The sequence below is a fragment of the Streptomyces sp. NPDC006487 genome (assembly GCF_042870555.1).
Taxonomy (GTDB): Bacteria; Actinomycetota; Actinomycetes; order Streptomycetales; family Streptomycetaceae; genus Streptomyces.
Genome location: NZ_JBIAHN010000003.1, coordinates 44,389 through 66,065 on the forward strand (window position 1 = coordinate 44,389; position 21,677 = coordinate 66,065).

At 72.5% G+C, this 21,677-nt stretch carries 17 protein-coding genes; 5 read left to right on the forward strand and 12 right to left on the reverse strand.

Features of this window, described 5'->3' with window-relative positions; genetic code table 11:
• Positions 1 to 103 precede the first annotated feature (103 nt).
• The gene (locus tag ACFYM0_RS05405; RefSeq protein ID WP_388496822.1) at positions 104 to 1,288 is read right to left on the reverse strand and encodes an ROK family protein; all 1,185 of its coding nucleotides are present in this window, start codon (positions 1,286 to 1,288) and stop codon (positions 104 to 106) included.
• A gap of 119 nt (positions 1,289 to 1,407) precedes the next feature.
• On the opposite strand from ACFYM0_RS05405, the gene ACFYM0_RS05410 reads away from it, so the two are divergent.
• Complete coding sequence (locus ACFYM0_RS05410; RefSeq protein ID WP_388496825.1) at positions 1,408 to 3,561, forward strand: alpha-galactosidase; 2,154 nt, start codon at positions 1,408 to 1,410, stop codon at positions 3,559 to 3,561.
• An 85-nt stretch (positions 3,562 to 3,646) separates the two neighbouring features.
• On the forward strand, positions 3,647 to 4,489 hold the full coding sequence (locus ACFYM0_RS05415; RefSeq protein WP_388496828.1) for an alkaline phosphatase family protein: 843 nt from the start codon (positions 3,647 to 3,649) through the stop codon (positions 4,487 to 4,489).
• A gap of 111 nt (positions 4,490 to 4,600) precedes the next feature.
• On the opposite strand, the gene galK is transcribed toward ACFYM0_RS05415, so the two are convergent.
• Positions 4,601 to 5,758 (reverse strand): galactokinase, encoded by a 1,158-nt coding sequence (galK, locus tag ACFYM0_RS05420; RefSeq protein WP_388496831.1) that lies wholly within the window; start codon positions 5,756 to 5,758, stop codon positions 4,601 to 4,603.
• Entirely contained in the window at positions 5,755 to 6,822 is a 1,068-nt protein-coding gene (galT, locus tag ACFYM0_RS05425) for a galactose-1-phosphate uridylyltransferase (RefSeq protein ID WP_388496833.1), read from the reverse strand. Before galT ends, galK begins: the two co-directional genes overlap by 4 nt.
• A 127-nt stretch (positions 6,823 to 6,949) precedes the next feature.
• Here galT and ACFYM0_RS05430 point away from each other — a divergent pair, with 127 nt between their 5' ends.
• The gene (locus ACFYM0_RS05430) at positions 6,950 to 7,759 is read left to right on the forward strand and encodes a DeoR/GlpR family DNA-binding transcription regulator (protein ID WP_388496835.1); all 810 of its coding nucleotides are present in this window, start codon (positions 6,950 to 6,952) and stop codon (positions 7,757 to 7,759) included.
• A gap of 156 nt (positions 7,760 to 7,915) precedes the next feature.
• Here ACFYM0_RS05430 and ACFYM0_RS05435 read toward each other — a convergent pair whose 3' ends face one another.
• Genes ACFYM0_RS05435 through ACFYM0_RS05455 form a run of 5 tightly spaced genes read right to left on the reverse strand, consistent with a single transcriptional unit; the run spans position 7,916 to position 13,812 of the window.
• Positions 7,916 to 8,923, reverse strand: coding sequence for a LacI family DNA-binding transcriptional regulator (locus ACFYM0_RS05435; protein ID WP_388496837.1), 1,008 nt, complete (start codon positions 8,921 to 8,923; stop codon positions 7,916 to 7,918).
• Entirely contained in the window at positions 8,920 to 10,725 is a 1,806-nt protein-coding gene (locus ACFYM0_RS05440) for a glycoside hydrolase family 36 protein (RefSeq protein WP_388496839.1), read from the reverse strand. The genes ACFYM0_RS05435 and ACFYM0_RS05440 overlap by 4 nt, the downstream gene beginning before the upstream one ends.
• A gap of 2 nt (positions 10,726 to 10,727) precedes the next feature.
• Entirely contained in the window at positions 10,728 to 11,558 is an 831-nt protein-coding gene (locus ACFYM0_RS05445) for a carbohydrate ABC transporter permease (RefSeq protein WP_388496841.1), read from the reverse strand.
• A complete protein-coding gene (locus tag ACFYM0_RS05450; RefSeq protein ID WP_388496843.1) occupies positions 11,555 to 12,478 on the reverse strand; it encodes a carbohydrate ABC transporter permease in 924 nt (307 codons plus the stop codon). Before ACFYM0_RS05450 ends, ACFYM0_RS05445 begins: the two co-directional genes overlap by 4 nt.
• Positions 12,475 to 13,812 carry an ABC transporter substrate-binding protein gene (locus tag ACFYM0_RS05455; protein WP_388496845.1) on the reverse strand — a complete coding sequence of 446 codons (1,338 nt, stop codon included), beginning with the start codon at positions 13,810 to 13,812 and terminating at the stop codon, positions 12,475 to 12,477. Before ACFYM0_RS05455 ends, ACFYM0_RS05450 begins: the two co-directional genes overlap by 4 nt.
• Before the next feature lie 238 nt (positions 13,813 to 14,050).
• On the opposite strand from ACFYM0_RS05455, the gene ACFYM0_RS05460 reads away from it, so the two are divergent.
• Positions 14,051 to 16,042 (forward strand): hypothetical protein, encoded by a 1,992-nt coding sequence (locus tag ACFYM0_RS05460; RefSeq protein WP_388496847.1) that lies wholly within the window; start codon positions 14,051 to 14,053, stop codon positions 16,040 to 16,042.
• A 54-nt stretch (positions 16,043 to 16,096) separates the two neighbouring features.
• On the opposite strand, the gene ACFYM0_RS05465 is transcribed toward ACFYM0_RS05460, so the two are convergent.
• Genes ACFYM0_RS05465 through ACFYM0_RS05475 form a run of 3 tightly spaced genes read right to left on the reverse strand, consistent with a single transcriptional unit; the run spans position 16,097 to position 19,897 of the window.
• Positions 16,097 to 17,392, reverse strand: coding sequence for an MFS transporter (locus tag ACFYM0_RS05465; protein WP_388496848.1), 1,296 nt, complete (start codon positions 17,390 to 17,392; stop codon positions 16,097 to 16,099).
• Entirely contained in the window at positions 17,389 to 17,805 is a 417-nt protein-coding gene (locus ACFYM0_RS05470) for a PaaI family thioesterase (RefSeq protein WP_327256299.1), read from the reverse strand. The genes ACFYM0_RS05465 and ACFYM0_RS05470 overlap by 4 nt, the downstream gene beginning before the upstream one ends.
• 58 nt (positions 17,806 to 17,863) lie before the next feature.
• A complete protein-coding gene (locus tag ACFYM0_RS05475) occupies positions 17,864 to 19,897 on the reverse strand; it encodes an FAD-dependent oxidoreductase (protein WP_388496849.1) in 2,034 nt (677 codons plus the stop codon).
• Between the two features lie 269 nt (positions 19,898 to 20,166).
• Between ACFYM0_RS05475 and ACFYM0_RS05480 the strand changes: the two genes are divergently transcribed.
• Entirely contained in the window at positions 20,167 to 20,880 is a 714-nt protein-coding gene (locus ACFYM0_RS05480) for an alpha/beta fold hydrolase (protein WP_388496852.1), read from the forward strand.
• Positions 20,881 to 20,914: 34 nt separating this feature from the next.
• On the opposite strand, the gene ACFYM0_RS05485 is transcribed toward ACFYM0_RS05480, so the two are convergent.
• Complete coding sequence (locus ACFYM0_RS05485) at positions 20,915 to 21,589, reverse strand: DUF4328 domain-containing protein (protein WP_388496853.1); 675 nt, start codon at positions 21,587 to 21,589, stop codon at positions 20,915 to 20,917.
• Positions 21,590 to 21,677 lie beyond the last annotated feature (88 nt).

The following is a 21,677-nucleotide window of genomic DNA, read 5'->3' on the forward strand; positions in this document are numbered from 1 at the left end:
GGGATGTGGGTGTGTCCGGCCCGGGTCGGTGCCCTCCATCAGTGCTTGCCGGCAGTGAGGGGCACCGGCCGGGTGAGCCGGGTGCGGTACGAGCGGAGCGCCGCTACGGGAGTGCCGCGGCGGCCGTGCTCGACGGGAACAGTGCCTGGACCGCCACCGCGGCGGCTCCACGGGCCCACTCCTCCCAGGGGAGCGGGCGCAGGGACAGGGGGCATTTGACCGCGGCCCCGAAGGCGTGTGCCGCGTAGGCGTTCTTGATGTGCTGTCCGAACAGGTCGTACGTGCCCGCTCCCTCGCCGCTGACCACGACGCGTTCCGGGCCCACGAGGTTGACCAGGGTGGCGATGCCGACGCCGATGGCGCGGCCCGCCCGGGCGAAGGCCTCGCGTGCCACGGGGTCGCCGTCGCGGGCCAGTTCAACGGCGCGGTCGAAGGCGAGGTCGGCCACGCCGGTCCCGCGGCGGACCGCTTCGAGGATCGCACCGCTCGAGGCGATGGCCTCGACGCAGCCGACCGCGCCGCAGCGGCAGCGCGGGCCCGCCGGGTCCACGCATACGTGCCCCAGTTCCCCGGCCACACCGTAGGCGCCGGTCACCAGCTGCCCGTTGACGACGAGCGCGGAGCCGATCCCCGCGCCGATCGTGACCAGCGCGAAATAGCCGGTGCCGACTCCCTCCCCGAACCAGTGCTCGGCGATGGTCAGTGCTTTGACGTCGTTCTCGACGGTGACCGTCAGACCGGTGGTACCGGCCACGGTCTCGGCGAGCGGTACGTCGCGCCAGCCGAGGCGGCCGGAGAAGCGGACCCGGCCGCTGCCACGGTCCACGTCCCCCGAGACCGCGATGCCGAGATGCCGGGTGCGATCGCGGAACGCGGGCTCGGTGTCGAGCAGTTCGTCGACCAGATCGGTCAACAAGCCTGCAACAGAGGCAGGTTCATGGCTGCCGAGGCTTCGTTCGGCCGTGGCCCGGACCCGGGCCCGCAGATCGCAGACCACGCCGAACAGCCGGTCGTCACTGATCTTCACCCCGACGAAGAACTCCCGGTCCGGGGCGACCGCCAGCGGGTTGACCGGCCGGCCGGCCCCGGGAGCCGTGCGCTCCGGCGGGAGTTCGTACAGGTACCCGTCGTCGATGAGCGGCCTCGCGGCCTTGGTGATGGCCGTCGAGGAGAGACCGGTCCGGCGCGCGAGCTCCACCCGGCTGAGCGGACCCTCGGCCAGGAGCAGGGCGAGGACCGCCGTTTCGGCCGGGGCGGTGACCAGTGGCAGCTCTTGGTTTCGAAACACGGGTGCAACGTAGAGCAAATAAATAACTTCGTCCAGTATTGATTTCGACCCCGCGTCCGCCCTAGCCTCTGGCCAACTCTCTGCCCGTACGCGGGCCTTCGACCTCAGGGGACCCCTTCGTGCCTGCCGCGCTCCCGCTCGCCACCTTCGACCCCGGCTCCGGCCTCGCCGTGCTCCGCACGCCGAACAGCGTGTACGCCCTGCGCACCGGCCCCGACGGCAGCCCGCGGCACTTGTACTGGGGCGCGCCGCTCGACGCCGCTGCGCTGTCCCTCCTGCCGGAGGCCGCCTCCCCCGCCGCGAGCAGCTTCGAAGCCGGGGCCGCAGCGGACGAGCTGGCTCCGCAGACCGGAGCGCGGTTCGGTCCGGCCGGCCTCCAGGTCCGCTTCGCCGACGGAACCAGTGGCGCCCAGTGGGAGTTCGCCGGACACCGCGTCGACGGCGGCGAGCTGCGGCTCTTCCTCACCGACCGCCGGTACCCCCTGCGCGCGGAGCTCTGCTACCGCGTCCGGCCGGGCAGTGACGTCGTCGAACGCTGGGTGGAGCTCACGCACACCGGAGCCGGGAACCGAGCCGAAGCGGGTCCGGTCACCGTCGACCGGCTGGACTCCGCCTCCTGGACTGCCCCGGCACTCGCCGACTACCGGCTCAGCCACCTCACGGGCGGCTGGAACAGCGAGTTCCAGCTGCACCGCGACCGGCTCCCCGTCGCCGAGACCGTCCTCACCAGCCGCCGCGGGCTCACCGGCCACCACGCCAGCCCATGGCTCGCCCTCGACGACGGCACCGCGACCGAGGAAGCGGGTGACGTGTGGAGCACCGCCCTCGCATGGAGCGGCAGTTGGCGCATCACCCTGCACCGCGACGCGGTGGGCCGCACCACCTGGACGGGAGGGTTCGGCCACGAAGGACTGCGCTGGACCCTGGAACCGGGGAAAAGCCTGCACACCCCCGTGTTCGCCGGGCTCTACACCCCGCACGGGTTCGGTGCGGCCAGCCGCGCCTGGCACGGCTACGTCGCGGACCACGTACTGCCGGAGCCCGGGCGGGAGCGGCCCGTCCTCTACAACTCCTGGGAGGCCACCGGATTCGACGTCGACCAGGCCGGCCAGATCAAGCTGGCCCACCTGGCCGCCGGGATCGGTGCCGAACTGTTCGTCCTGGACGACGGCTGGTTCGGCGCACGGCGCGACGACCGGGCCGGGCTGGGTGACTGGACCCCGCGCCCCGAAGCCTTTCCCGAGGGGCTGCGCCCCCTCGCCGACGAGGTCCACCGCCTCGGGATGGCCTTCGGCCTGTGGGTGGAACCGGAAATGGTGAACCGGGACAGCGAGTTGTACCGCACCCATCCGGACTGGGTCCTCCACTCCCCCACCCGGGAGGCGACCGAACTGCGCCATCAGCTGGTCCTGAACTTCGCCCGGCCCGAGGTCGAGGCCTGGGCCCACCGCGCCCTGGACGGCCTCGTACGCGACCACCGGGTGGACTGGCTCAAATGGGACGCCAACCGCGCCTTCACCGAGGCCGGCTGGGAGGGGAACCCCGATCCCGACCGGCTCTGGATCGACCACACCCGGGCCGTCTACCGCATCATGGACCGGCTGCGCGCCGATCATCCGGGCCTGCGCATCGAAGCGTGTGCGGGCGGTGGCGGACGCGCCGACCTCGGCATCCTGGCCCGCACCGACCAGGCGTGGACCTCCGACAACACCGACCCCGTCGACCGGATCGCGATCCAGCACGGCTTCAGCCAGCTCTTCCCGGCCCGGACCATGGCCGCGTGGGTCACCGACAGTCCCAACGCGGCCACCGGGCGGCGCACTCCGCTGCGCTTCCGCTTCCACGTCGCCATGTCCGGCGCGCTCGGCCTCGGCGGGGACCTGACGGGCTGGTCCGCCGAGGAGCTCGACGAAGCCGCCGAGCTCGTGGCCCGGTACAAGCAGATCCGCCCGCTGGTCCAGTACGGGATCCAGCACCGCGTCACGGGCGGGGACGGGGTGACGGCCGTCCACTACGCCGCCGGGGACGGCGGCGAGCACGCCGTGCTCGCCTGGCGGCCCGCGACCCGGTTCGGGCACCGGCCCGCCCCCCTCAAACTGCCCGCACTCGACACCGGCGCCCACTACCTGGACCCGGACCGGGACCAGGTGCACAGCGGCGCCGTCCTGGTCCACCGCGGAATCGAGCTCTCACTGCCCTCCGGGGACTACGCGAGCCGCCTGATCCGGCTGCGTCGCACCAGCCCCTGCCCCGCTGGCCCCCTGACCCCATGACCCGCCACCCCCCTGACCCCCTGGCCAACCGACCCGCTGACCCCTGCCCCACTGCCCCCCTCTCACAGACACCTGGGACCGCACCATGCACACTCAACACGTTCTGGTCGTCGGCATCGACGGCGTACGGTTCGACCTGCTGCCGCAGCTGGACACCCCCCACCTCGACGAGACGGCCGACGCGGGTTTCCTCGCTCCCGTCGAGATAGACGAGACCACCCCCACGATGTCCGGGCCGTGCTGGGCCACCATCGCCACCGGTGTCACCGTCGCCAAGCACGGGGTGTGGGGCAACCGGCTCGACGGCAACCGGCTCGACGTCTTTCCCGACTTCACCACCCGCCTGGCACTCGAATGCGGGCGGCGGACCTTCGCGGCAGGCGGCTGGGCCCCCTTGTTCCTCGCCCAGGAGGGCCGCCCGCTCTTCACCGCCCCCAGCCGGCTGAGCTTCATCGCACCCCGCGCGGACACGCCGGAGGCCTGGGAGGCGGCCGATGAGGCCGTGACCGCCGAAGCGGCGCACGTACTGGGCTCCGGGGAGGAACTCCACGCCTCCTTCGTCTACCTCGGCGCCGTCGACGAGACCGCCCACTTCCTCGGCTGCGGCGAGGAGTACCGGCGGTCGATCGAGCGGGCCGACCAGCGCCTGGGCCGCCTCGTCAAGGCCGTGCGCGACCGCCCGGGCCACCCCGGGGAGCAGTGGACGGTCATCGTGGTGACCGATCACGGCCACCGTGACGAGGGGGGCCACGGGGGCCGCAGCGAGCTGGAGCGCACCGCCTGGGTGGCCGCGTGCGGCCCCGGACTGGCCGCCGGAGTCACTCCGCCGACGGTCCGGCACACCGATGTCGCCGCCCACGTCTACGCCGCGCTGGGCATCGGCCTGGACCCGCACTGGACCCTGGACGGCGCACCCTTCACCTCCTGAACGGGCCGACTGCCAAAGCACCATGGCCCGGGCAACGGACTGCGTCCGGGGCCCGGGCCATGGACATGGCTACTGCTACGGCTACGGCTACGGCTCGGCTCCAGTCGCCGGCTACGGCTCCACCCGACGGGCGCCCGCCGCCGGGGTGGCGGTGAGGAGCCGCGGGAGCCGGTGGCCCGCCGCGCCGAAGGCCGCCGTGACGTGGTCGCCCACCGCGTCTTCGCGCCCCGCCTCCACCAGTGCGATGACGGAGCCGCCGAAGCCGCCTCCCGTCATCCGCGCGCCGAGGGCCCCGGCGCCCAGGGCGGCCGTCACGGCGAGGTCGGTCTCCGGGCAGGAGACCCGGTAGTCGTCGCGGAGCGACGCGTGACCGGCCGTCAGGATCGGACCGAGGGCGGCCGCGTCGTCCGCCCGGAGCCGGGCGACGGCCTCGGCGACCCGGCCGTTCTCCGTCACCACGTGGCGGACCAGCGGTACGAGTTCCGGCGGGAGGTCCCCCAGCACCCCCGCGAGGTCCCCGGCGGGCAGATCCCGCAGGGCGCGCAGGCCGAGCAGCCCGGCCGCCCGTTCACAGCCCGCGCGCAGGGCCGCGTACGCCCCGTCGCCCAGGTCGTGGGAGACCCGGGTGTCGATCACGAGCAGTCCGAGTCCCTGCCCCGGGAGGTCGAGGGGCACCTGCCGGTGGAGCTCCGGGGTGCGGGCATCGAGGTGGAGGGCGGCCCCGGCGGTGCAGCACACGGAGGCCATCTGGTCCATGATCCCGCAGGGCACGCCGGCGAAGGCGTTCTCCGCCCGCTGGGCGATCCGGGCCAGTTCGGGCCCGGGCAGCCCCAGTCCGTACAGCCCGTCGTAGGCGACGGCGACCACGCACTCCAGCGCGGCGGAGGAGGAGAGGCCGGCGCCGGTGGGGACCGTGCTGTCGAAGTGCAGGTCCGCGCCCCCGACGGGGTGGCCCGCCTCGGCGAGGGCCCAGACCACTCCGGCCGGGTACGCGGCCCAGCCCGGTACGGCCCCGGGTGCCAGGGCGGCCAGGGCGAGTTCGGTGATCCGGCCGTCTCCCTGCGCGCTGTGCAGGAGCAGCCGGCCGTCCGTACGGGCGCGGGCGGCGAGCAGGGTGGTCTGCGGGAGGGCGATGGGGAGGGCGAACCCGTCGTTGTAATCGGTGTGTTCACCGATCAGATTGACCCGGCCGGGCGCCGCCCAGATCCCGTCGGGGGCGCCGCCGAAGAGCTTCGCGAAGGTGGCCGCGGCCTGCTCGGGCCGGTTCATGCCAGGGCCTCCCGCAGTCGTCGCGCGGCCGTCTCGGGGGCGATGTCGTTGATGAAGGCTTCCGTCCCGGACTCCGTCCCGGCGAGGAACTTGAGCTTGTCCGGAGTCCTGCGGATGGTGAACAGCTCGAGGTGCAGCGCCAGTTCCTCCCCATGGGTACGGGGCGCCTGATGCCAAGCGGAGATGTACGGGGTGGGCGCCATTTCCTGCGGCCGCTCCGGCTCCGGACCCGGCCCCGGTACGGGGAACAGCCGGTCGAAGCCGCGCAGCAAGTCGAGGTAGATGCCGGGGAACTCGGCCCGCTCGGCTTCGGTGAGGCAGGTCAGGTCGGGGACCCGGCGGTGCGGGTAGAGGTGGACCTCGTACGGCCAGCGGGCGGCGTAGGGCACGAAGGCGGTCCAGTGCTGCCCGGCCGTCACCACCCGCTCGGTGGCGGCGCGGGCTCCGGTGAGCAGGTCCTCGAAGAGGTTGCGGCCGGTGGCGGCGCGGTGCGCTTGCGCGGCGGCCGTCATCTTGGCGGTGCGGGGCGTGACGAAGGGGAAGGCGTAGATCTGGCCGTGCGGGTGGGCGAGGGTCACCCCGATCTCCGCTCCCCGGTTCTCGAAGCAGTACACCTGCTCGACGCCGGGAAGGGCTGACAGTTCGGCGGTGCGGTCGGTCCACGCGTCCAGCACCAGCCGGGCGGCGGCCGGGGTGAGGTCGGCGAAACCGGCTTCGTGGTCGGGGGTGAAGCAGACGACTTCGCAGCGTCCGGCCTCGCCCGCGAGGGAGGGGAAGCGGTTCTCGAAGACGGCCACCTCGTAGTCGGCGGCGGGGATCTCGCTGAGCCGGCCGTCCCGGGAGGGGCAGAGCGGGCACTCGCCGGCGGGCGGGTGGTAGATCCGGTTCTGGCGGTGGGAGGCGATGGTGATCCAGTCACCGGTGGCCTCGTCCCGCCGCAGTTCCGGCCGGCTGTCCACCGGATCGAGCGGGCGCAGGTCGGGCGCGTCGCGCACGGCACCTTCGTCGGTGTCGAAGTAGATCAGTTCGCGGCCGTCCGCGAGTTTCGCGAGGGTCTTCTTCACATAGCGAGAATAAACAGTCTCCAACATTTTCCACCACCCCCACACCGAGATTCCCTCAGACTCCAACAACACTGCCGTGTTATCTTGCTGCTTTCTGACCCGATTCGCCGATTCCCGGGAGCGACCCGTGGCCGAGCAGGCTGCCCAACTGGCCCACCAGCGACGCGCTCTCATCCTGGACGCGGTCCGCCGCGAGGGCGCGGTGCGGGTGGCGGACCTCGTCGGGCAGCTCGGCGTCTCGGACATGACCGTCCGCCGGGACCTGGACGTTCTCGCCCGGCAGGGCCTCGTGGAGAAGGTCCACGGCGGAGCCGTGGCCCCGGCCGGGGCCAGCGGGCACGAGCCCGGCTTCGAGGCCAAGTCGGACCTGGAGGGCGAAGCCAAGGCGGCCATCGCTGAGACGGCCGCGACCCTGGTGGAACCGGGCAGCGTGGTCGCGGTCTCGGGCGGCACCACCGCGCACGCCGTCGCCGCCCGGCTCCTCGGGGTCCCGCGGCTCACGATCGTCACCAACTCGCTTCCGGTGGCGGAACTGGTGTGGGCCGACGGCCGCAGCCGCGGGGACGCCCCCACGCTGCTGCTCACCGGCGGCTCCCCCACTCCCTCGGCCGCCCTGGTCGGACCGCTCGCCGACCTGGCGATCGGCTCGCTCCACGTGGACCTGCTCTTCCTCGGCGCACACGGGGTGGCGCAGGGCGCCGGGCTGACCACCCCGAACCTCATGGAGGCCCAGACCAACCGGGCCCTGGTCGCCTCGGCGCGCCGGGTCGCGGTCGTGGCCGACCACAGCAAGTGGGGGGTGGTGGGGCTCAGCGGCTTCGCGGCGCTGCACCAGGCGGACTGGTTCGTCACCGACGCCGGCCTGCCCACCGCGGCCCGCGCCGCCCTTGCGGAGGAGGTGGGCGAACTCCTCGTCGCGGGCGGGGAGCGGCGCTGAGTCCCGGTGAGGCCCGAGGGGCGGATCGGGGTACGGCTCGGGCCCGGTACGGATCGGGCCCCTTACGGATCGGGCCCGGTACGCGTCAAGCCCGGGGTACGCGTCGGGCCCGGGCACGCATCGGACCCGTGGCCCCGCTGCCCGGCCCGGCCCGGATCAGGCTCCGGGCTCCGCGGGCGCCGGTCCGGTGGTCGCCCGGATGACCAGCTCGGGGTCGAAGAGCAGCTCCCCCGTGGGCACGTCCCGGTTGCTGACCAGCGCCAGCACGCTGCGCCCGACCTCCAGGGCCAGCCGGTCGGCGGGCTGGCGCACCGTGGTCAGGGGAGGGTCGGTGAACTCGGTGATGGACGAGCCGTCGTACCCCACAACGGATACGTCCCCGGGCACCACCCGTCCCTGCCGGCGGATGCCCCGGATCGCCCCGAGGGCCATGTAGTCGCTGGCCGCCACGATCGCGGTGGCGCCCAGGGCGAGGAGCGGGCCGACGGCGGCCTGACCGCCCTCCACCGTGTAGGACTGGCGGATCACCCAGCGCTCCGGCTCCTCGATGCCCCGCTTGGCCATGGCCTCCAGGAAACCCCGCACCCTGCGGTCCGCGGGCTGGTTGCCGGCCGGGCCGGAGGCCATCCCGATCCTGCGGTGCCCCAGTCGGTGGAGGTGGTCGACGGCCAGCTCCGCGGCGAGCGCGTCGTCGGTGGAGAAGACCGGGGTCGCCACCCCGTCCGCGAACTCCCCGTTGATGCCGACGTACGGGACCCGGCGCTGGCGCAGCAGTTCGTACGTCTCGGTGTCGGCGCCCTCGACGGTGTTGGAGGCGGAGAGGAAGACGACGGCCGCGACGCCCTTGTCGACGAGCGCGGAGATGAAGTCCCGCTCCTGGACCCCGCCCGGGAAGGCCGGGCACAGAATGGTCTTGAGTCCGTGCGGGGCGAGCGCCGACTCGATGCGCTCGGCGACATCGGCGAAGAACGGGTTGGACACGAACTCGGTGATCACTGCGACCAGTTGGCCCTGGGTCTGTCGTTCGTAGCCGACGTCCGCCATGGCCTGTTCGACCGCGTCCCGGGTCTTCTTGGACACGCCCTGGCGTCGGTTGATCACCCGGCTGACGGTCGCCTCGCTGACCTGGGCGCGAGCGGCGACCTCGGTGATCCCGACCTTCATCGCGGTCCTTCCGTGATCGTGAGCGATACCAGACCGCCGCGCGGCACCACCAGCGAGCGTGCCCCCTCCGGCAGGTACGACGGTGGACCGTCCATGATACGGCCGTCGGGCCCGTGGACCACTCCCCGGATCCGGCCGCCACCGCCCAGCACCTCGACCATCAGCCGGTCCCGGTCCGAGCCGTTGACCAGGTCGAAGCGGCTGTACGCGGAGAAGTCCAGCGGGACGACCCGGTCCCCGTGCACGCTCATCAGGCAGTGGTCCCCGGCGCCGGCCCGCACCAGCGGGTACAGCTCGTCGGGCCGGCCTGGCTCCACCTCCCCGTCCAGCAGCAGCTCGCGGTGGAGCCGCCACCGCCCCAGCCAGAACCGGACCGCCTCCCGGTGTGCCGCCGGCAGCCTGTCCAGCCGTACGGAGATCTGCGGCACCGAGTGCAGGGCCCCGATCAGCTGCCGGGCCACCACCTCCACGGGCGCCTCGGGCGACCACAGGAGCATGTCGGAGTGGACGGCGCCGCCGACGGCGAGCAGTGCGGTGTCCAGGGTGCGGACCCGGTTCGCGGTGGCGTCCGCCGGGCAGTCGAAGGAGCGCAGCATGTTGCCGAAGGGGGCCATGCCGGGGCCGGTGTAGGGCTGGCGCAGTTCCAGCAGCACGCCGGGGTGTACGGATTCCAGGGCCGCGCGCAGTTCCGTCAGCAGGGTCACCATGGCAACTCCGACGTCTCCCGCGCCGTCGCCCGCGTACGCCATGGCCTGCTCGAGGAAGTCGAGCTTGAGTCCGTCGAGCCCGTAAGCGCGGACGAGCCGGACGCAGAGCCCGACGACGTGCGCGCGCACCTCCGGGCGGCGGGGGTCGAGCACGTGCGCGCCGGGCACGCCGGCGGGGGCGGGAGCGCAGGAGGCCCAGCGGTCGTGGCAGGCGGCTCCGGAGCCGAGCAACAGGGGCGCTACCCAGACGAGGTAGCTCAGCCCGTGGGCCCGGACCCGGGCCACGTGCCCGGCGAAGTCGGGGAACTTGGCCCGGTCTGGCTCCCAGTCCCCGCAGCCGGCGTAACCGCGTCCGTGACCGCCCTCCTGCCAGCCGTCGTCGAGGATCAGTGCTCCGCAGCCGAGTCCGGCGGCCAGTTCGGCCTGGGTTTCGACGGCGGGGGCGCTGACGTCCTGGTTGAAGGCGTACCAGGTGGAGTAGACGGGGGTGCGGGCCCCGTCGGGCACCGGCGCCGGGGCGAGCTCGGCGTCGAACCAGGACCGCAGGGCCCGCATGGCCCGTGCCACGGAGGGCGCGCGGGGGACGAGCAGGATCCGGTGGGCCTGCCGTGCGGCGGGCAGCCGGAGGTGGACGACGTGGGTGTCGTTCTCCTCGGAGACCCCGAAGCGGAGCGCGGCCTCGGGTACCGGGTCGGTGGCGGCGAAGGTGAGGAGGGTGGCGCCGCCGTGGTCGTAGAGGCAGCCGGCGGCGTGTCCGTCGACCAGCGAGACCCGGGATCGGCCCTCCCAGTCGGCGAGGAGGGTGCGCCGCCAGCCGCCCTGCGGGTGCCAGTATCCGGCGGCGTCGCCCAGGGGCACGGAGAAGCGGATCTCGACGGGGGCGCCGTCGGCCCGCACCTCCAGCATCCGCAGCCCGTCGGGGAGTTCGGTCAGGCTCCAGGCCGGGTGGACGCCGGGGGCGTGGGCGAGGACGGCAAGCGAGACCCCGTCGAGCAGCGGTTCCTCGGGGGCGGGCGCGAGCCCCGCGGTGGTGACGGGTTCGACGCTGGTCACGGGATCGACGGCGGTCACGGGGGTGGTCACGGCGCTGGTCACGGTCACTCCTTCACGGCGCCGGCGAGCAGGCCGGACACGAACTGGCGCTGGAGCGCGAGGAATACGAGGGCCATCGGAATCGCGGCGGCCGCGGTTCCGGCGAGGATCGCTCCGTAGTCGGTCTCGTCGAGGCCCTGGAGGGAGGCGAGGGCCACGGGGACGGTGAACGTGGCGCTGTCGCGCAGGACGATCAGCGGCCAGACGAAGTCGTTCCACTGGTACAGGAAGAGGAAGATCGCCAGGGCGGCCAGCGCCGGTTTCATGGGCGGGAGCACCACCTTCCAGAACAGCCGCAGCTCGCCGCAGCCGTCCATGCGCCCCGAGTCGAGGAGTTCGTCGGGGAGCGCGGCCATCGACTGCCGCATCAGGAAGATGCCGAAGGGCAGGGCCAGGTTGGGCGTGATCACGGCCTGGTACGTGCCCAGCCAGCGCAGTTCGGCCATCAGCTGGAAGAGCGGTACGAGGGTGACCTGGGCGGGGACCACGAGTCCGAGCATGAGCAGCCCGAACAGCGGTTCGCGGCCGCGGAAGCGGTACTTGGCGAAGCCGTAGCCGGCCAGCGTGCAGACGGCTCCCGCACACAGGGTGTAGATCACCGCGATGAGCAGGGAGTTGAGGACCACCCGGCCGAACTGCGCGGTGTCCTGGAGGGTGTGGAGGTTCTCCGCGAGGTGGCCGCCGGGCAGCAGCGGCGGCGGGCTGTCGAAGATCTCCCCGGAGCTGTGCGTGGCGGCGACCACGAGCCAGTAGAAGGGGATCAGGACGGCGGCCAGCGCGATGGCGAGCCCGGAGGTGAGCAGGATGCTCCTGCCGCGGTGGCGGGCGGCGGTCATGACTTCTCCCCCAGGAAGCGGAACTGGATCACGCCGAGGATGCCGATGAGGACGGCGAGGGCGTAGGCGATGGCGGAGGCGTAGCCGAAGTCGAAGTACTTGAAGGCGTTCTGGTAGAGGTACACGCCGATGGTCAGGGTGGCGTTGTCCGGGCCGCCGCCGGTGAGCACGTACGGCTCGTCGAAGATCTGCAGGGTGCCGATGGTGGACAGCACCGTGGTGAGCAGGAGCGCGGGGCGCAGGCCCGGCAGGGTGACGTGGCGGAAGGAGCCCCAGGCGCCGGCCCCGTCCACGGCCGCGGCGTCGTAGAGCTCGGCGGGCACGGCCTGCAGGCGGGCGAGCAGGATCACCGCGTTGAAGCCCGTGTAGTGCCAGGTCAGCGCCAGGCCGAGGGAGACCTTCGCCCACAGGGGGTCGGTCAGCCACGGTGTCGGGTCCAGGCCGACGAGGCCGGTCAGCCAGTTGACCAGACCGTAGTCCTTGTTCAGCAGGACGGAGAAGACGATCCCGTAGGCGACCAGGCCGGTGACCATCGGCAGGAAGAAGCCGAGCCTGAAGACGGCGCGGGCGCGCAGCGCGGTGGAGTCGAGGGCCACGGCGAGTCCGGTGGCGAGGGCCAGCATGACCGGTACTTGGACCGCGAGGATCACCGCGGTGTTCTTCAGGGCGGTCCAGAACAGCGGATCGTGCAGCAGCCGCGCGTAGTTGTCCGCGCCGACGAACCGCTCGGTCCCGCCGACGGTCTGGTGGAGGCTGATCACGAAGGACCGGCCGATGGGGTAGAGCTTGAAGGCGGCGAAGAGGAGCAGCGCGGGCAGGACGAAGAGGTACGGGGCCACGCGCCGGCGCGCCCGGGGGCGCCGGGCCGCCCCGTGTGCGGGGACGGCCCGGGCCTCGCGGCCGGTGAGCGTGGCGGTCACCGGGAGACCTTGCGTCCGGTCTGCCGCCCGAGCTGGTCGGCGGCCTCCTTGAGGACCTTCGCCGGGTCGGCGCCGCTCAGCAGCACCTTGGACTGGGCGTCGGTGACCAGCTTGAGGGCCCGTGCGTAGTCGGCGGTGTAATTGAAGGCGGACGAGGGGGCCTTGAGTGCCTCCAGGAAGACCTCGCCCTTCTTCTGGCCGCCGAAGAAGGCGGACGGCTCGTGGAAGACCGCGTCCTCGTAGGCCTTCAGCAGGGCGGGGGCGATGCCCTTGCCCCGGTAGATCTTCACCTGGGAGGCGGGTCGGGTGAGGACGAACTCCACGAACGACCAGGCGGCGGCCTGGTGCTTGCTGCCGCCCGCCACCGCGAGGTGGGTGGAGTTGACCGTGGCGGCGGTGGATCCGCCGCGGCGCACGGCCGGGGGCAGCCTGACCTTCCACTTGCCCGCTTCCTGGGGCACCTGCTCCTCGATGATGCCGCCGAACCAGGTGGGCATGGGCAGGACGGCCGCGGTCCCCTGCTTCAGGGAGCTCATCAGGGCGTTCCAGCCGCCGGCGAGGTCGCTGACCAGGCCGGCGTCGTTCATCGTCTTGATGAGCGTCATGGCCTTCACGGCCTCCGGGGAGTCGAGCGTGATGTTCCCGGCGAGGTCGAAGTAGAAGGCGCCCTGGAGCTGGAGCAGCATCTGGAAGAAGTTGGCGGCGTCGGCCTGGGAGGCGGGCTTGTCGATGCCCAGCAGGTGGGCGCCCGTCTTCCCCTTGATCTCCTTGCCCGCCTCGATGGTCTCCTCCCAGGTCTGGAGGGCGCCGGCGTCGACCCCTGCCTCCTCGAAGAGGTCGGCCCGGTAGTAGAAGCCCGCCGAATTCGCCTCCCAGGGGAGGGCGTTGACGCGCTTGCCGTCGGGGGACACGGTCTGCCACATGCCCTGGGCGAACTCGTCCCGGTAGGCGTTCGCGCCGAGCGGGCCGAGGTCGGCGAGGCCGCCGGGGAACTTCTCGACGTATCCGGGCAGGTAGTCCACGCCGATGTGCAGGACGTCGGCGAGCCCCTGCCCGCCGGCCGCGAGCCCGGTGGTGATCTTGTCCCAGATCGCCGGGTTGCCGATGTCCTCGACCGTCACCTCGATCCCGGGGTACTTCTTGTTGAACTCCGGCACGAGGGCCTTCATTTCGGCTGCGGGACCCTGCCAGGACCAGACGGTGATCCGGCCCTTGCCCTTCTCCCCCGCGGCCCCGCCCTGACCGCCGGCGCCTTCGGCGCCCGTGCCGGAACAGGCGGTCAGGCCGCCGAGCGATCCGGCCCCCGCGGCGATGGCTCCAACCGTCCGCAGCACTCTCCGACGTTCCAGTTCCATACCTGACCCACCCCTGCTCGCACCGTTGCGGAAGCCGACTGGCCAGGACTGTAGCCATGCCGTCTCCAGACTTGCAAGAGTTCGATGAAATCTTTCAGTTGGATCCCGCAGTTGATTCTGACAAGACCGTTGCAAACTCTCAGGTCCTGTTGCTAGCGTGCCGCCCGCTCCGCCCTGCCCGGCCCTGCCCCGTCCAGCCCACACCTGGGAGAACCCGATGACGCGTTCCCGTGTGCCACTCCTCTCCGCCCTCGCCCTGCTCCTCCCCCTGGCCCCGCTCACCTTCGGCGGCCCGGCCGCGGCGGCGGCGGAGCCGAGCCCGGCCGCCGGCTCCGCACTCGCCCCCGCCCTGCTGGCCATCACCAACCCCGGCTTCGAACAGGGGCGTACCGGCTGGCGGTTCACCTCCGGCACCGGGGTCGCCACGAACTACCCGCACGGCGCCGCGCGGCTCGCCTACCTCGACGGCGGGGCGGGGAAGAAGGTGTCCCAGACCGTGACGGCCACGGGCCCGGGGACGTACGACATATCCGCCTGGATCGCGACCGGCGGCCCGAACGGCCGCTACACCGCCCGCGTGAACGGCGCGGTCGCCGCCTCACTCACCCTGCCGAGCGCCTCGAACTACCGGCGCTACACGCTCAGCCGGATCGCGCTCACCCCCGGCGACACCCTGGAGATCGCTTTCGAGTCCGGGGACTCCTGGGTCAACGCCGACGACGTGATGCTCTCCCCGGCCTCGCCCGCGGATCCGCGGATCAGCTCCTCCGACCCGAAGATCGTCGAGATGTTCGACTGGTCCAAGCGCAAGGCCAACAGCTGGGTCCACCTGCCGGGCACCCGCGGCCCGCTCAACGTGGACGAGAACCGCACCGGCGGCAGCGGCAGCGGCACCTACGCCGCCTCCTACTGGGCCGGCTACGCCAACCGCAGCGGCTACTACTCGCGCGACATGGCCCACCAGCTGTCCGGCGCGGGCGTGCTCGCCCTGCACTCCGAGAACAAGTCGATGCTCCGCTCCTTCGCCGCGTCCGCCACCCCGGAGCACAAGTACTACCCGGCGTGGGCCTTCAACTTCGACACCTCGACCTACCTGTCGATCGACTACAAGAGCCCGACGAACTTCGTCCGCGAGGTGCCCGCCACCTTCGAGCTGGTGCAGAAGTCCGAGGAGGCGTACCGCTGGAGCGGGGACCGCGCCTATCTCGACGATCCGGCCCTGTGGAACTTCTACCGCCGCGCCACCGACGAGTTCGTCACCCTGCACGACGGGCTCAAGGACAACGGCACGATCGAGGTGGCCGAGGGGACCGGCCAGGGCATCTTCCAGGGCACCGCCAGCTACAACGAGCAGAGCAGCGAGCCGCTCGCCGAGGCGGGAGACGCGATCGGTTCCCAGTACCAGGCGTACCTGGCGATGGCCTCGCTCGCCCGCTCCAAGGGGGACGGCGCGCTCGCCGACCGGTACGAGACCAAGGCCAGGGACCTCAAGGCGTACTTCAACTCCAGCTGGAGCGGATCGGGTTCGGGCTCGGCCATGGTGCGCGGCTACACCACGGACGGACGCGCCCTGACCGGCTGGGGCAAGGAGAACAGCTGGTTCATGCCGATGAAGCAGATCATCGACCCCGGTCCCCGCCGGGAGGCCTACCTGGACTACATCGACCAGCAGGCCTCCGGCCCGGGCCGCCCTTCCAACATCGAGGCCCTCACGTACCTGCCCGACACGTTCTTCCGGAACAACCGCAACGACACCGGCTGGAAGTGGATGAAGGACGTCTACGACCACAAGGACATCCAGCACGTGAACACCAAGCAGGGCACCAACGGGGACTACCCCGAGGTCTCCTTCACCCTGCTCGGCCAGACCGTCGAAGGCCTGCTGGGTGTCGCCCCCGACGCACCCGCGCACGCCCTGAGCACCGGGTCCCGGCTGCCCTCGGGCATGGACTGGCTGCGGATCGACGACCTCCGGATCGGCGACTCGGCCTTCGCCCTCCGCCACGACGGGGCGACGAAGTCCACCCTCACGCACACCTCGGGCACCTCCCCCTACACCTGGGAGGCCCGCTTCCCCGGCATCCACGCCACCCTGACGGTCGACGGAGTGCCCCAGGCGGCCCGCACCAAGGTCGTGGACGGGGCGACGTACACGTACGCGACCCTCGCGGTCGCCCCGGGACGCACGATCACCGTCCAGGCGGGCTGACCCCGCACCGCCCTCGCGGGTGTTCGGCGGCAGGGTCGGGTGCCGACCGGCCCCTCACTTCTCCTCTACGGGATCTCTGGGTCGAGCCGAGTACGACCGCGGACTCCGACCGGGGCCCACCGGCGGGGCCGGGCGGGCCGAGCGGAGCGGGGTCAGGAGGCCCGAGGCCGCGATCAGGAGGCAGAAGCCGCCCGCGGCCAGGCTGGTCGACGGGACCCCGTGCCGGGCGGCCAGGGCGGTGAGTGCCGCGGCTCCGACCGGGCCCGAGGCGTTGTGGACCGTCCAGAAGGCGGAGGTGACCCGCCCGAGCAGGTGGTCCGGAGTGACTTCCTGGCGCAGGGTCATGGAGCAGATGCCGCCCAGCGTCAGCCCGAACAGCAAGAGGGCGGCCATGGCCGCGATCAGCGGCACGCTGCGGCCGACTCCGATGGCCGCCACCGACACGCCGATCAGCGCGACGGCGCCGAGCCAGCACGGGCCGAAGCCGAGGGCCCGGCGCAGCGGCCCGGCGGCGAAGGAGGCGCACACGACACCGATGCCGCTCACGGCGATCACGTAGCCGACGGTCGCGGGGTCGCGGTCGAGGTCGTTCTGGAGGCGGAAGATCAGCAGGTCGGTGGCGCCCACGGTGACGAAGGTGAGGAGGGTGAGCAGGACGGTCAGCGGGCGCAGCAGGGCGTGCGCCCACAGGAAGCGGAAGCCGACCACGAAGACCTCGCGCAGGGAGGTGCTCCCCGGTGGGCGAGGCTCCGCCGCGTCCCCCCGTACGCCGAAGCGGACCCAGCGCAGGCTGACCGCCGAGACGAGGAAGCTCGCCCCGTCCAGGGCCAGTGCCCAGGCCCCGCCGACCCCCGAGACGAGCAGGCCGGCCACGACGGGGCCGAGGAGGGTGCCGAGGGCGAAGGTGCCCATCAGCCGTCCGTTGGCGGCGGCCAGGTCGGCCGGTTCGACCAGGGAGGGCACGGCGCTCACGTAGGCCACGTCGAAGAGCGTCTTCAGTACGGTGACCAGCGCGGTCAGCACGTACAGCAGCCAGATCCGCGGACCGCCGAAGGACCACATCAGCGGTACTGAGCCCAGCAGCACCGCCCGCGCGAGGTCGCAGCCGATCATCAGGCGGCGGCGGTCGACGCGGTCGACCACGTGACCCGCGAAGGTTCCCGTGGCGATGGCGAAGACGCCGGAGAGGGCGGTGATCAGGCCCATCCCGACCAGGGATCCGGTGACTTCGAGGACGAGCAGCGGCAGGGCGAGCATCGATACCGAGCCGCCGAGCACCGACAGGGCCTGGCCGAGCCAGAAGACGGTGAAGGGGCGGTTGTGGATCAGTCCGGTGCGCCCGCCCGTCATCCCAGCAGGGCGTAGACGGTGGAGGCCTTGGCGGCCGGTTCACCGGCACCTTCGGGCGTCATGGTGATGTCGGCGAAGGCCATCCGCTTGCCGAGTTTGGTGATCCGTACGTCGATCAGCACGTCGGCGCCGACCACCGGCCGCTGGAAGCTCGTGGACTGCTGGACGGTGGTCATCGGACCGTAGGCCCCGCGCGCGGCGGAGATCGCGATGACGGTGGCGGTGTCCGCGGCGGCCATCAGGGCCTGGCCGCTCAGGCCCCCGCCGTCGCGGGCGAGGGCGTCGGACCAGGGCAGCCGCAGGACGGCGTGCCGTTCGCCGGTCTCCTGGACGGTGAGTCCGAGGGCGAGCACCCAGGGGGCGAAGTTGTCGTGGAGGATCTTGTCCGCGTCTGCCGGTGTCAGCGTCGTCACCGGGTGATTGTGGCGGCCCGGCCCGGGCCGCCACAACTCCCTTTGCGTCAGCCGGTCCTCAGAGGGTGGCGGCCAGTTCGGTGCCCTGGCGGATGGCCCGCTTGGCGTCCAGTTCGGCGGCCACGTCGGCTCCGCCGATCAGGTGCGCCTCGACGCCGGCCGCGCGCAGGGCCTCGTACAGGTCGCGGCGCGGTTCCTGGCCGGTGCAGAGCACCACCGTGTCGGCGGGTACGAGGCGCTGCTCGCCCTCCACCGTGATGTGCAGGCCCTCGCCGTCGATCCGGTCGTACGCGGCCCCCGCGACGGAGACGACACCGCGGTGCTTGAGCTCCGCCCGGTGGATCCAGCCGGTGGTGGTGCCGAGCCCGGCGCCGACCTTGGTGTTCTTGCGCTGGAGCAGGTGGACCTGGCGCGGCGGGGCGGGACGCTCGGGGGCGGTGAGGCCGCCGGGGCCGGTGTACGCCGTGTCCACGCCCCAGTGGCGGAAGTAGACCTCGGGGTCCTGGGAGGCGCCTTCGCCGCTGTCGGTGAGGAACTCGGCGACGTCGAAGCCGATTCCGCCGGCGCCGAGGACGGCGACGCGCTGCCCGACGGGGGCGCCGTCGCGCAGGACGTCGAGGTAGCTGACGACGTTCGGTCCGTCGACTCCCTCGATGTCGGGGGTGCGGGGGGTGACGCCGGTGGCGACGACGACCTCGTCGTAGCCGCGCAGGGTCTCGACGTCGGCGCGGGTGTTCAGCTTGACCTCGACCGCGTGCTCGGCGAGTTGGGTGCCGTAGTAGCGGATGGTCTCCTCGAACTCCTCCTTGCCGGGGATGCGGCGGGCGATGTCGAGCTGGCCGCCGATGTGGCCGGAGGCTTCGTACAGGGTGACGGCGTGGCCGCGGCCGGCGGCGGAGACGGCGCAGGCCAGGCCGGCCGGGCCGGCTCCGACGACGGCGACGCGCTTCTTCAACTGGGTCGGAGACAGGATGAGTTCCGTCTCGTTGCAGGCGCGCGGATTGACCAGGCAGGTGGTGAGCTTGCCGCTGAAGGTGTGGTCCAGGCAGGCCTGGTTGCAGCCGATGCAGGTGTTGATGGTCTCGGAGCGGCCCGCTGCGGCCTTGGCGACGAAATCGGCGTCGGCGAGGAAGGGGCGGGCGAGCGAGACCAGGTCGGCGCGGCCGTCGGCGAGCAACTCCTCGGCGATTTCAGGGGTGTTGATGCGGTTGCTGGTGACGAGGGGGACGGAGACCGCGCCCATCAGCCGCTTGGTGACCCAGGTGTAGGCTCCGCGCGGGACCGAGGTCGCGATGGTGGGGATGCGGGCCTCGTGCCAGCCGATGCCGGTGTTGATGATGGTGGCGCCGGCCGCCTCGACCTCCTTCGCGAGGTGGACGACCTCGTCGAGGGTGGAGCCGCCGGGGATGAGGTCGAGCATCGAGAGGCGGTAGACGAGGATGAATTCCTCGCCGACGGCCGCGCGGGTGCGGCGGACGATCTCCAGCGGGAAGCGCACGCGGTTCTCGTAGGCACCGCCCCAGCGGTCGGTGCGCTTGTTGGTGGCGGCGGCGATGAACTCGTTGACCAGGTAGCCCTCGGAGCCCATGATCTCGACGCCGTCGTAGCCGGCCAGCTTGGCCAGGCGCGCGGCGCGCACGAAGTCCTCGATGGTGCGCTCGACTTCGGCGTCGGTGAGCGCGTTGGGAACGAAGGGGCTGATGGGGGCCTGGAGGGCGCTGGGCGCGACCAGGTCCTTGTGGTAGGCGTAGCGGCCGAAGTGGAGGATCTGCATCGCGATCTTCCCGCCCTCGGCGTGCACCGCGTCGGTGATCACCCGGTGCTCGGCGGCCTCCTCCTCGGTGGTGAGGCGGGCCCCTCCCTCGAAGGGGCGGCCGGCGTCGTTCGGGGCTATGCCGCCGGTGACGATCAGGCCGGCGCCGCCGCGGGCTCGCTCGGCGTAGAAGGCGGCGAGGCGCTCGAAGCCGCGCTCGTGCTCTTCGAGGCCGGTGTGCATGGAGCCCATGATCACGCGGTTCGGCAGGGTGGTGAAGCCGAGGTCCAGGGGGCTCAGCAGGTGCGGGTACCGGCTCTGGGAACTCTGCGGACTCATCGGGGTGTGCCTCCTCGCGCGGGGGTGATGGATCCGTTCTAGCTGAGCAAGCGCTTATTGTGCAACTAGGTGCATAAGCGAGCGCCGGGCCCCGCATCCCGCACATCCGGGGATCCCGGTGGCCACGGGCCCTCTCCGCCGACGCCTGTGGCGCAGTTCACGGCCCGGGTGATCACCAAGGACGGCAGGGGCGGCAAGGGCGGCAGGGGCGGAACCGCGCCAGGGGCCCGGATCCTGCGCATCCGGGCCGCCGGGGTACCCTCTGCCGGATGACGCGGAAGCCCAGGACCACCCGGACGACCGAAGAACACACCGTGACGGTGAACGGCGGAGTGCGCCTCGCCTACGAGGTCACCGGCCCGCCGGCCGGCCCGCCGGTGCTCCTCCTCCCCGCACTGGGCAAGACCGCCGCCGACTGGGCGCCCGTACGGGACGAACTCGCTCGGGAGCGGCAGGTGTTCGCACTCGACCTACGCGGCCACGGAGCCAGCGCGCGGCCGTCCGCGTACTCGCTCCCGCTCATGCGGGACGACGTGCTGTCCTTCCTGGACGCCCTCGGGCTGGACCGGGTGGACCTGGTCGGTCACTCGATGGGCGGTGTCGTCGCGTACCTGGCCGCCGCCGCGCAGCCGCACCGCATCGGCCGGCTCGTCCTGGAGGACGCGCCCGCGCCCCTCCCCCGCGAGGCCATGGTCCCGGTGCGCCCCGAGGGCGAACTCGCCTTCGACTGGGCGATGGTGCTCGCGGTCCGCCCCCAGCTCGACGACCCCGACCCGGCCTGGCTCGCGGACCTGGCCCGGATCACGGCCCCGACCCTGGTCGTGTACGGCGGCCCCGCCAGCCACCTGGCGCCCGCCTCCTTCGACGAGGTGGTCCGCCGCATCCCGTACGCCCGCCTGATCACCCTCCCGTACGGCCACTTGATCCACGCGGCGGCGCCCGGGGAGTTCACGGCGGCGGTCGCCGCGTTCCTCGCGGAATGATCCCGGGCGCCCCCACCACCGGCCGGAGCGTCGCTCAGCCGGCCGACTGCAGGGCCGACAGCCGGCGTACGAACAGGACGGCCGACGCCGCCGCCACGGCGTAGACCAGGTCCGAGCCCGCGGCGAGCAGGATCGCGTTCCCCGCGGCGTCATCACCCGTGGCTTGCCCGGCGAACCAGCCCGCGCCGCCGGACGCCAGCATCGCCGCTCCGAACGTTCCGGCCCAGACGAAGACGGGGGCGGGTGAGGTCAGCGCGGCCTTGCCCGGCAGCCTCGACGCACTGGTCGACCACACCTTCACCGCCATCAGGCAGGGCAGGACGGTCCAGCCCACGACCGGGATGAACCAGACTCCGATCGCCCAGCCGGCGCCGCCGCCGAAGGCTCCCCGCGCGTACACGCCGGCGTTCACCCGGACCCGGTGGAACCAGACGACGAAGACCACCGCCGTGGGGAGCATGGCCATCATGACCAGGCTCATCGAGATCGAGAGCAGCGTCCCGGGATGTCCCAGTCCCGTGCTCAGCCCGAAGCTGTCCAGCGTCCGGTACCGGTTGACCCCGGCCGCCGCTGCGAGCAGCCGGGTCAGGGCGCACAGACCGAGCAGCACCGTCAGGGCCGTGGCCAGTCCCTTCGGTGAGCGGAGCAGCGAGCGCGCCGGAGGCGCGCCGAGCGGGGACAGTCTTGCGGAACCGGGACCGGCGGACATGACGAGGGACCCCCCACGGGTGCGTTGACATGCGGAAGCCCGCCGACGGGGGCGGGCAGGCAGAACATACGGCACGGGGGGCCCGCCC

What these genes read in the sequence shown, in the direction of transcription:
- ACFYM0_RS05485 (WP_388496853.1), bottom strand. Translation starts at nt 21,589, where the DNA reads ATGTCCGCCGGTCCCGGTTCCGCAAGACTGTCCCCGCTCGGCGCGCCT.
- ACFYM0_RS05460 (WP_388496847.1), top strand. Translation starts at nt 14,051, where the DNA reads ATGACGCGTTCCCGTGTGCCACTCCTCTCCGCCCTCGCCCTGCTCCTC.
- ACFYM0_RS05465 (WP_388496848.1), bottom strand. Translation starts at nt 17,392, where the DNA reads ATGACGGGCGGGCGCACCGGACTGATCCACAACCGCCCCTTCACCGTC.
- ACFYM0_RS05445 (WP_388496841.1), bottom strand. Translation starts at nt 11,558, where the DNA reads ATGACCGCCGCCCGCCACCGCGGCAGGAGCATCCTGCTCACCTCCGGG.
- ACFYM0_RS05480 (WP_388496852.1), top strand. Translation starts at nt 20,167, where the DNA reads ATGACGCGGAAGCCCAGGACCACCCGGACGACCGAAGAACACACCGTG.
- ACFYM0_RS05415 (WP_388496828.1), top strand. Translation starts at nt 3,647, where the DNA reads ATGCACACTCAACACGTTCTGGTCGTCGGCATCGACGGCGTACGGTTC.
- galK (WP_388496831.1), bottom strand. Translation starts at nt 5,758, where the DNA reads ATGAACCGGCCCGAGCAGGCCGCGGCCACCTTCGCGAAGCTCTTCGGC.
- ACFYM0_RS05475 (WP_388496849.1), bottom strand. Translation starts at nt 19,897, where the DNA reads ATGAGTCCGCAGAGTTCCCAGAGCCGGTACCCGCACCTGCTGAGCCCC.
- ACFYM0_RS05435 (WP_388496837.1), bottom strand. Translation starts at nt 8,923, where the DNA reads ATGAAGGTCGGGATCACCGAGGTCGCCGCTCGCGCCCAGGTCAGCGAG.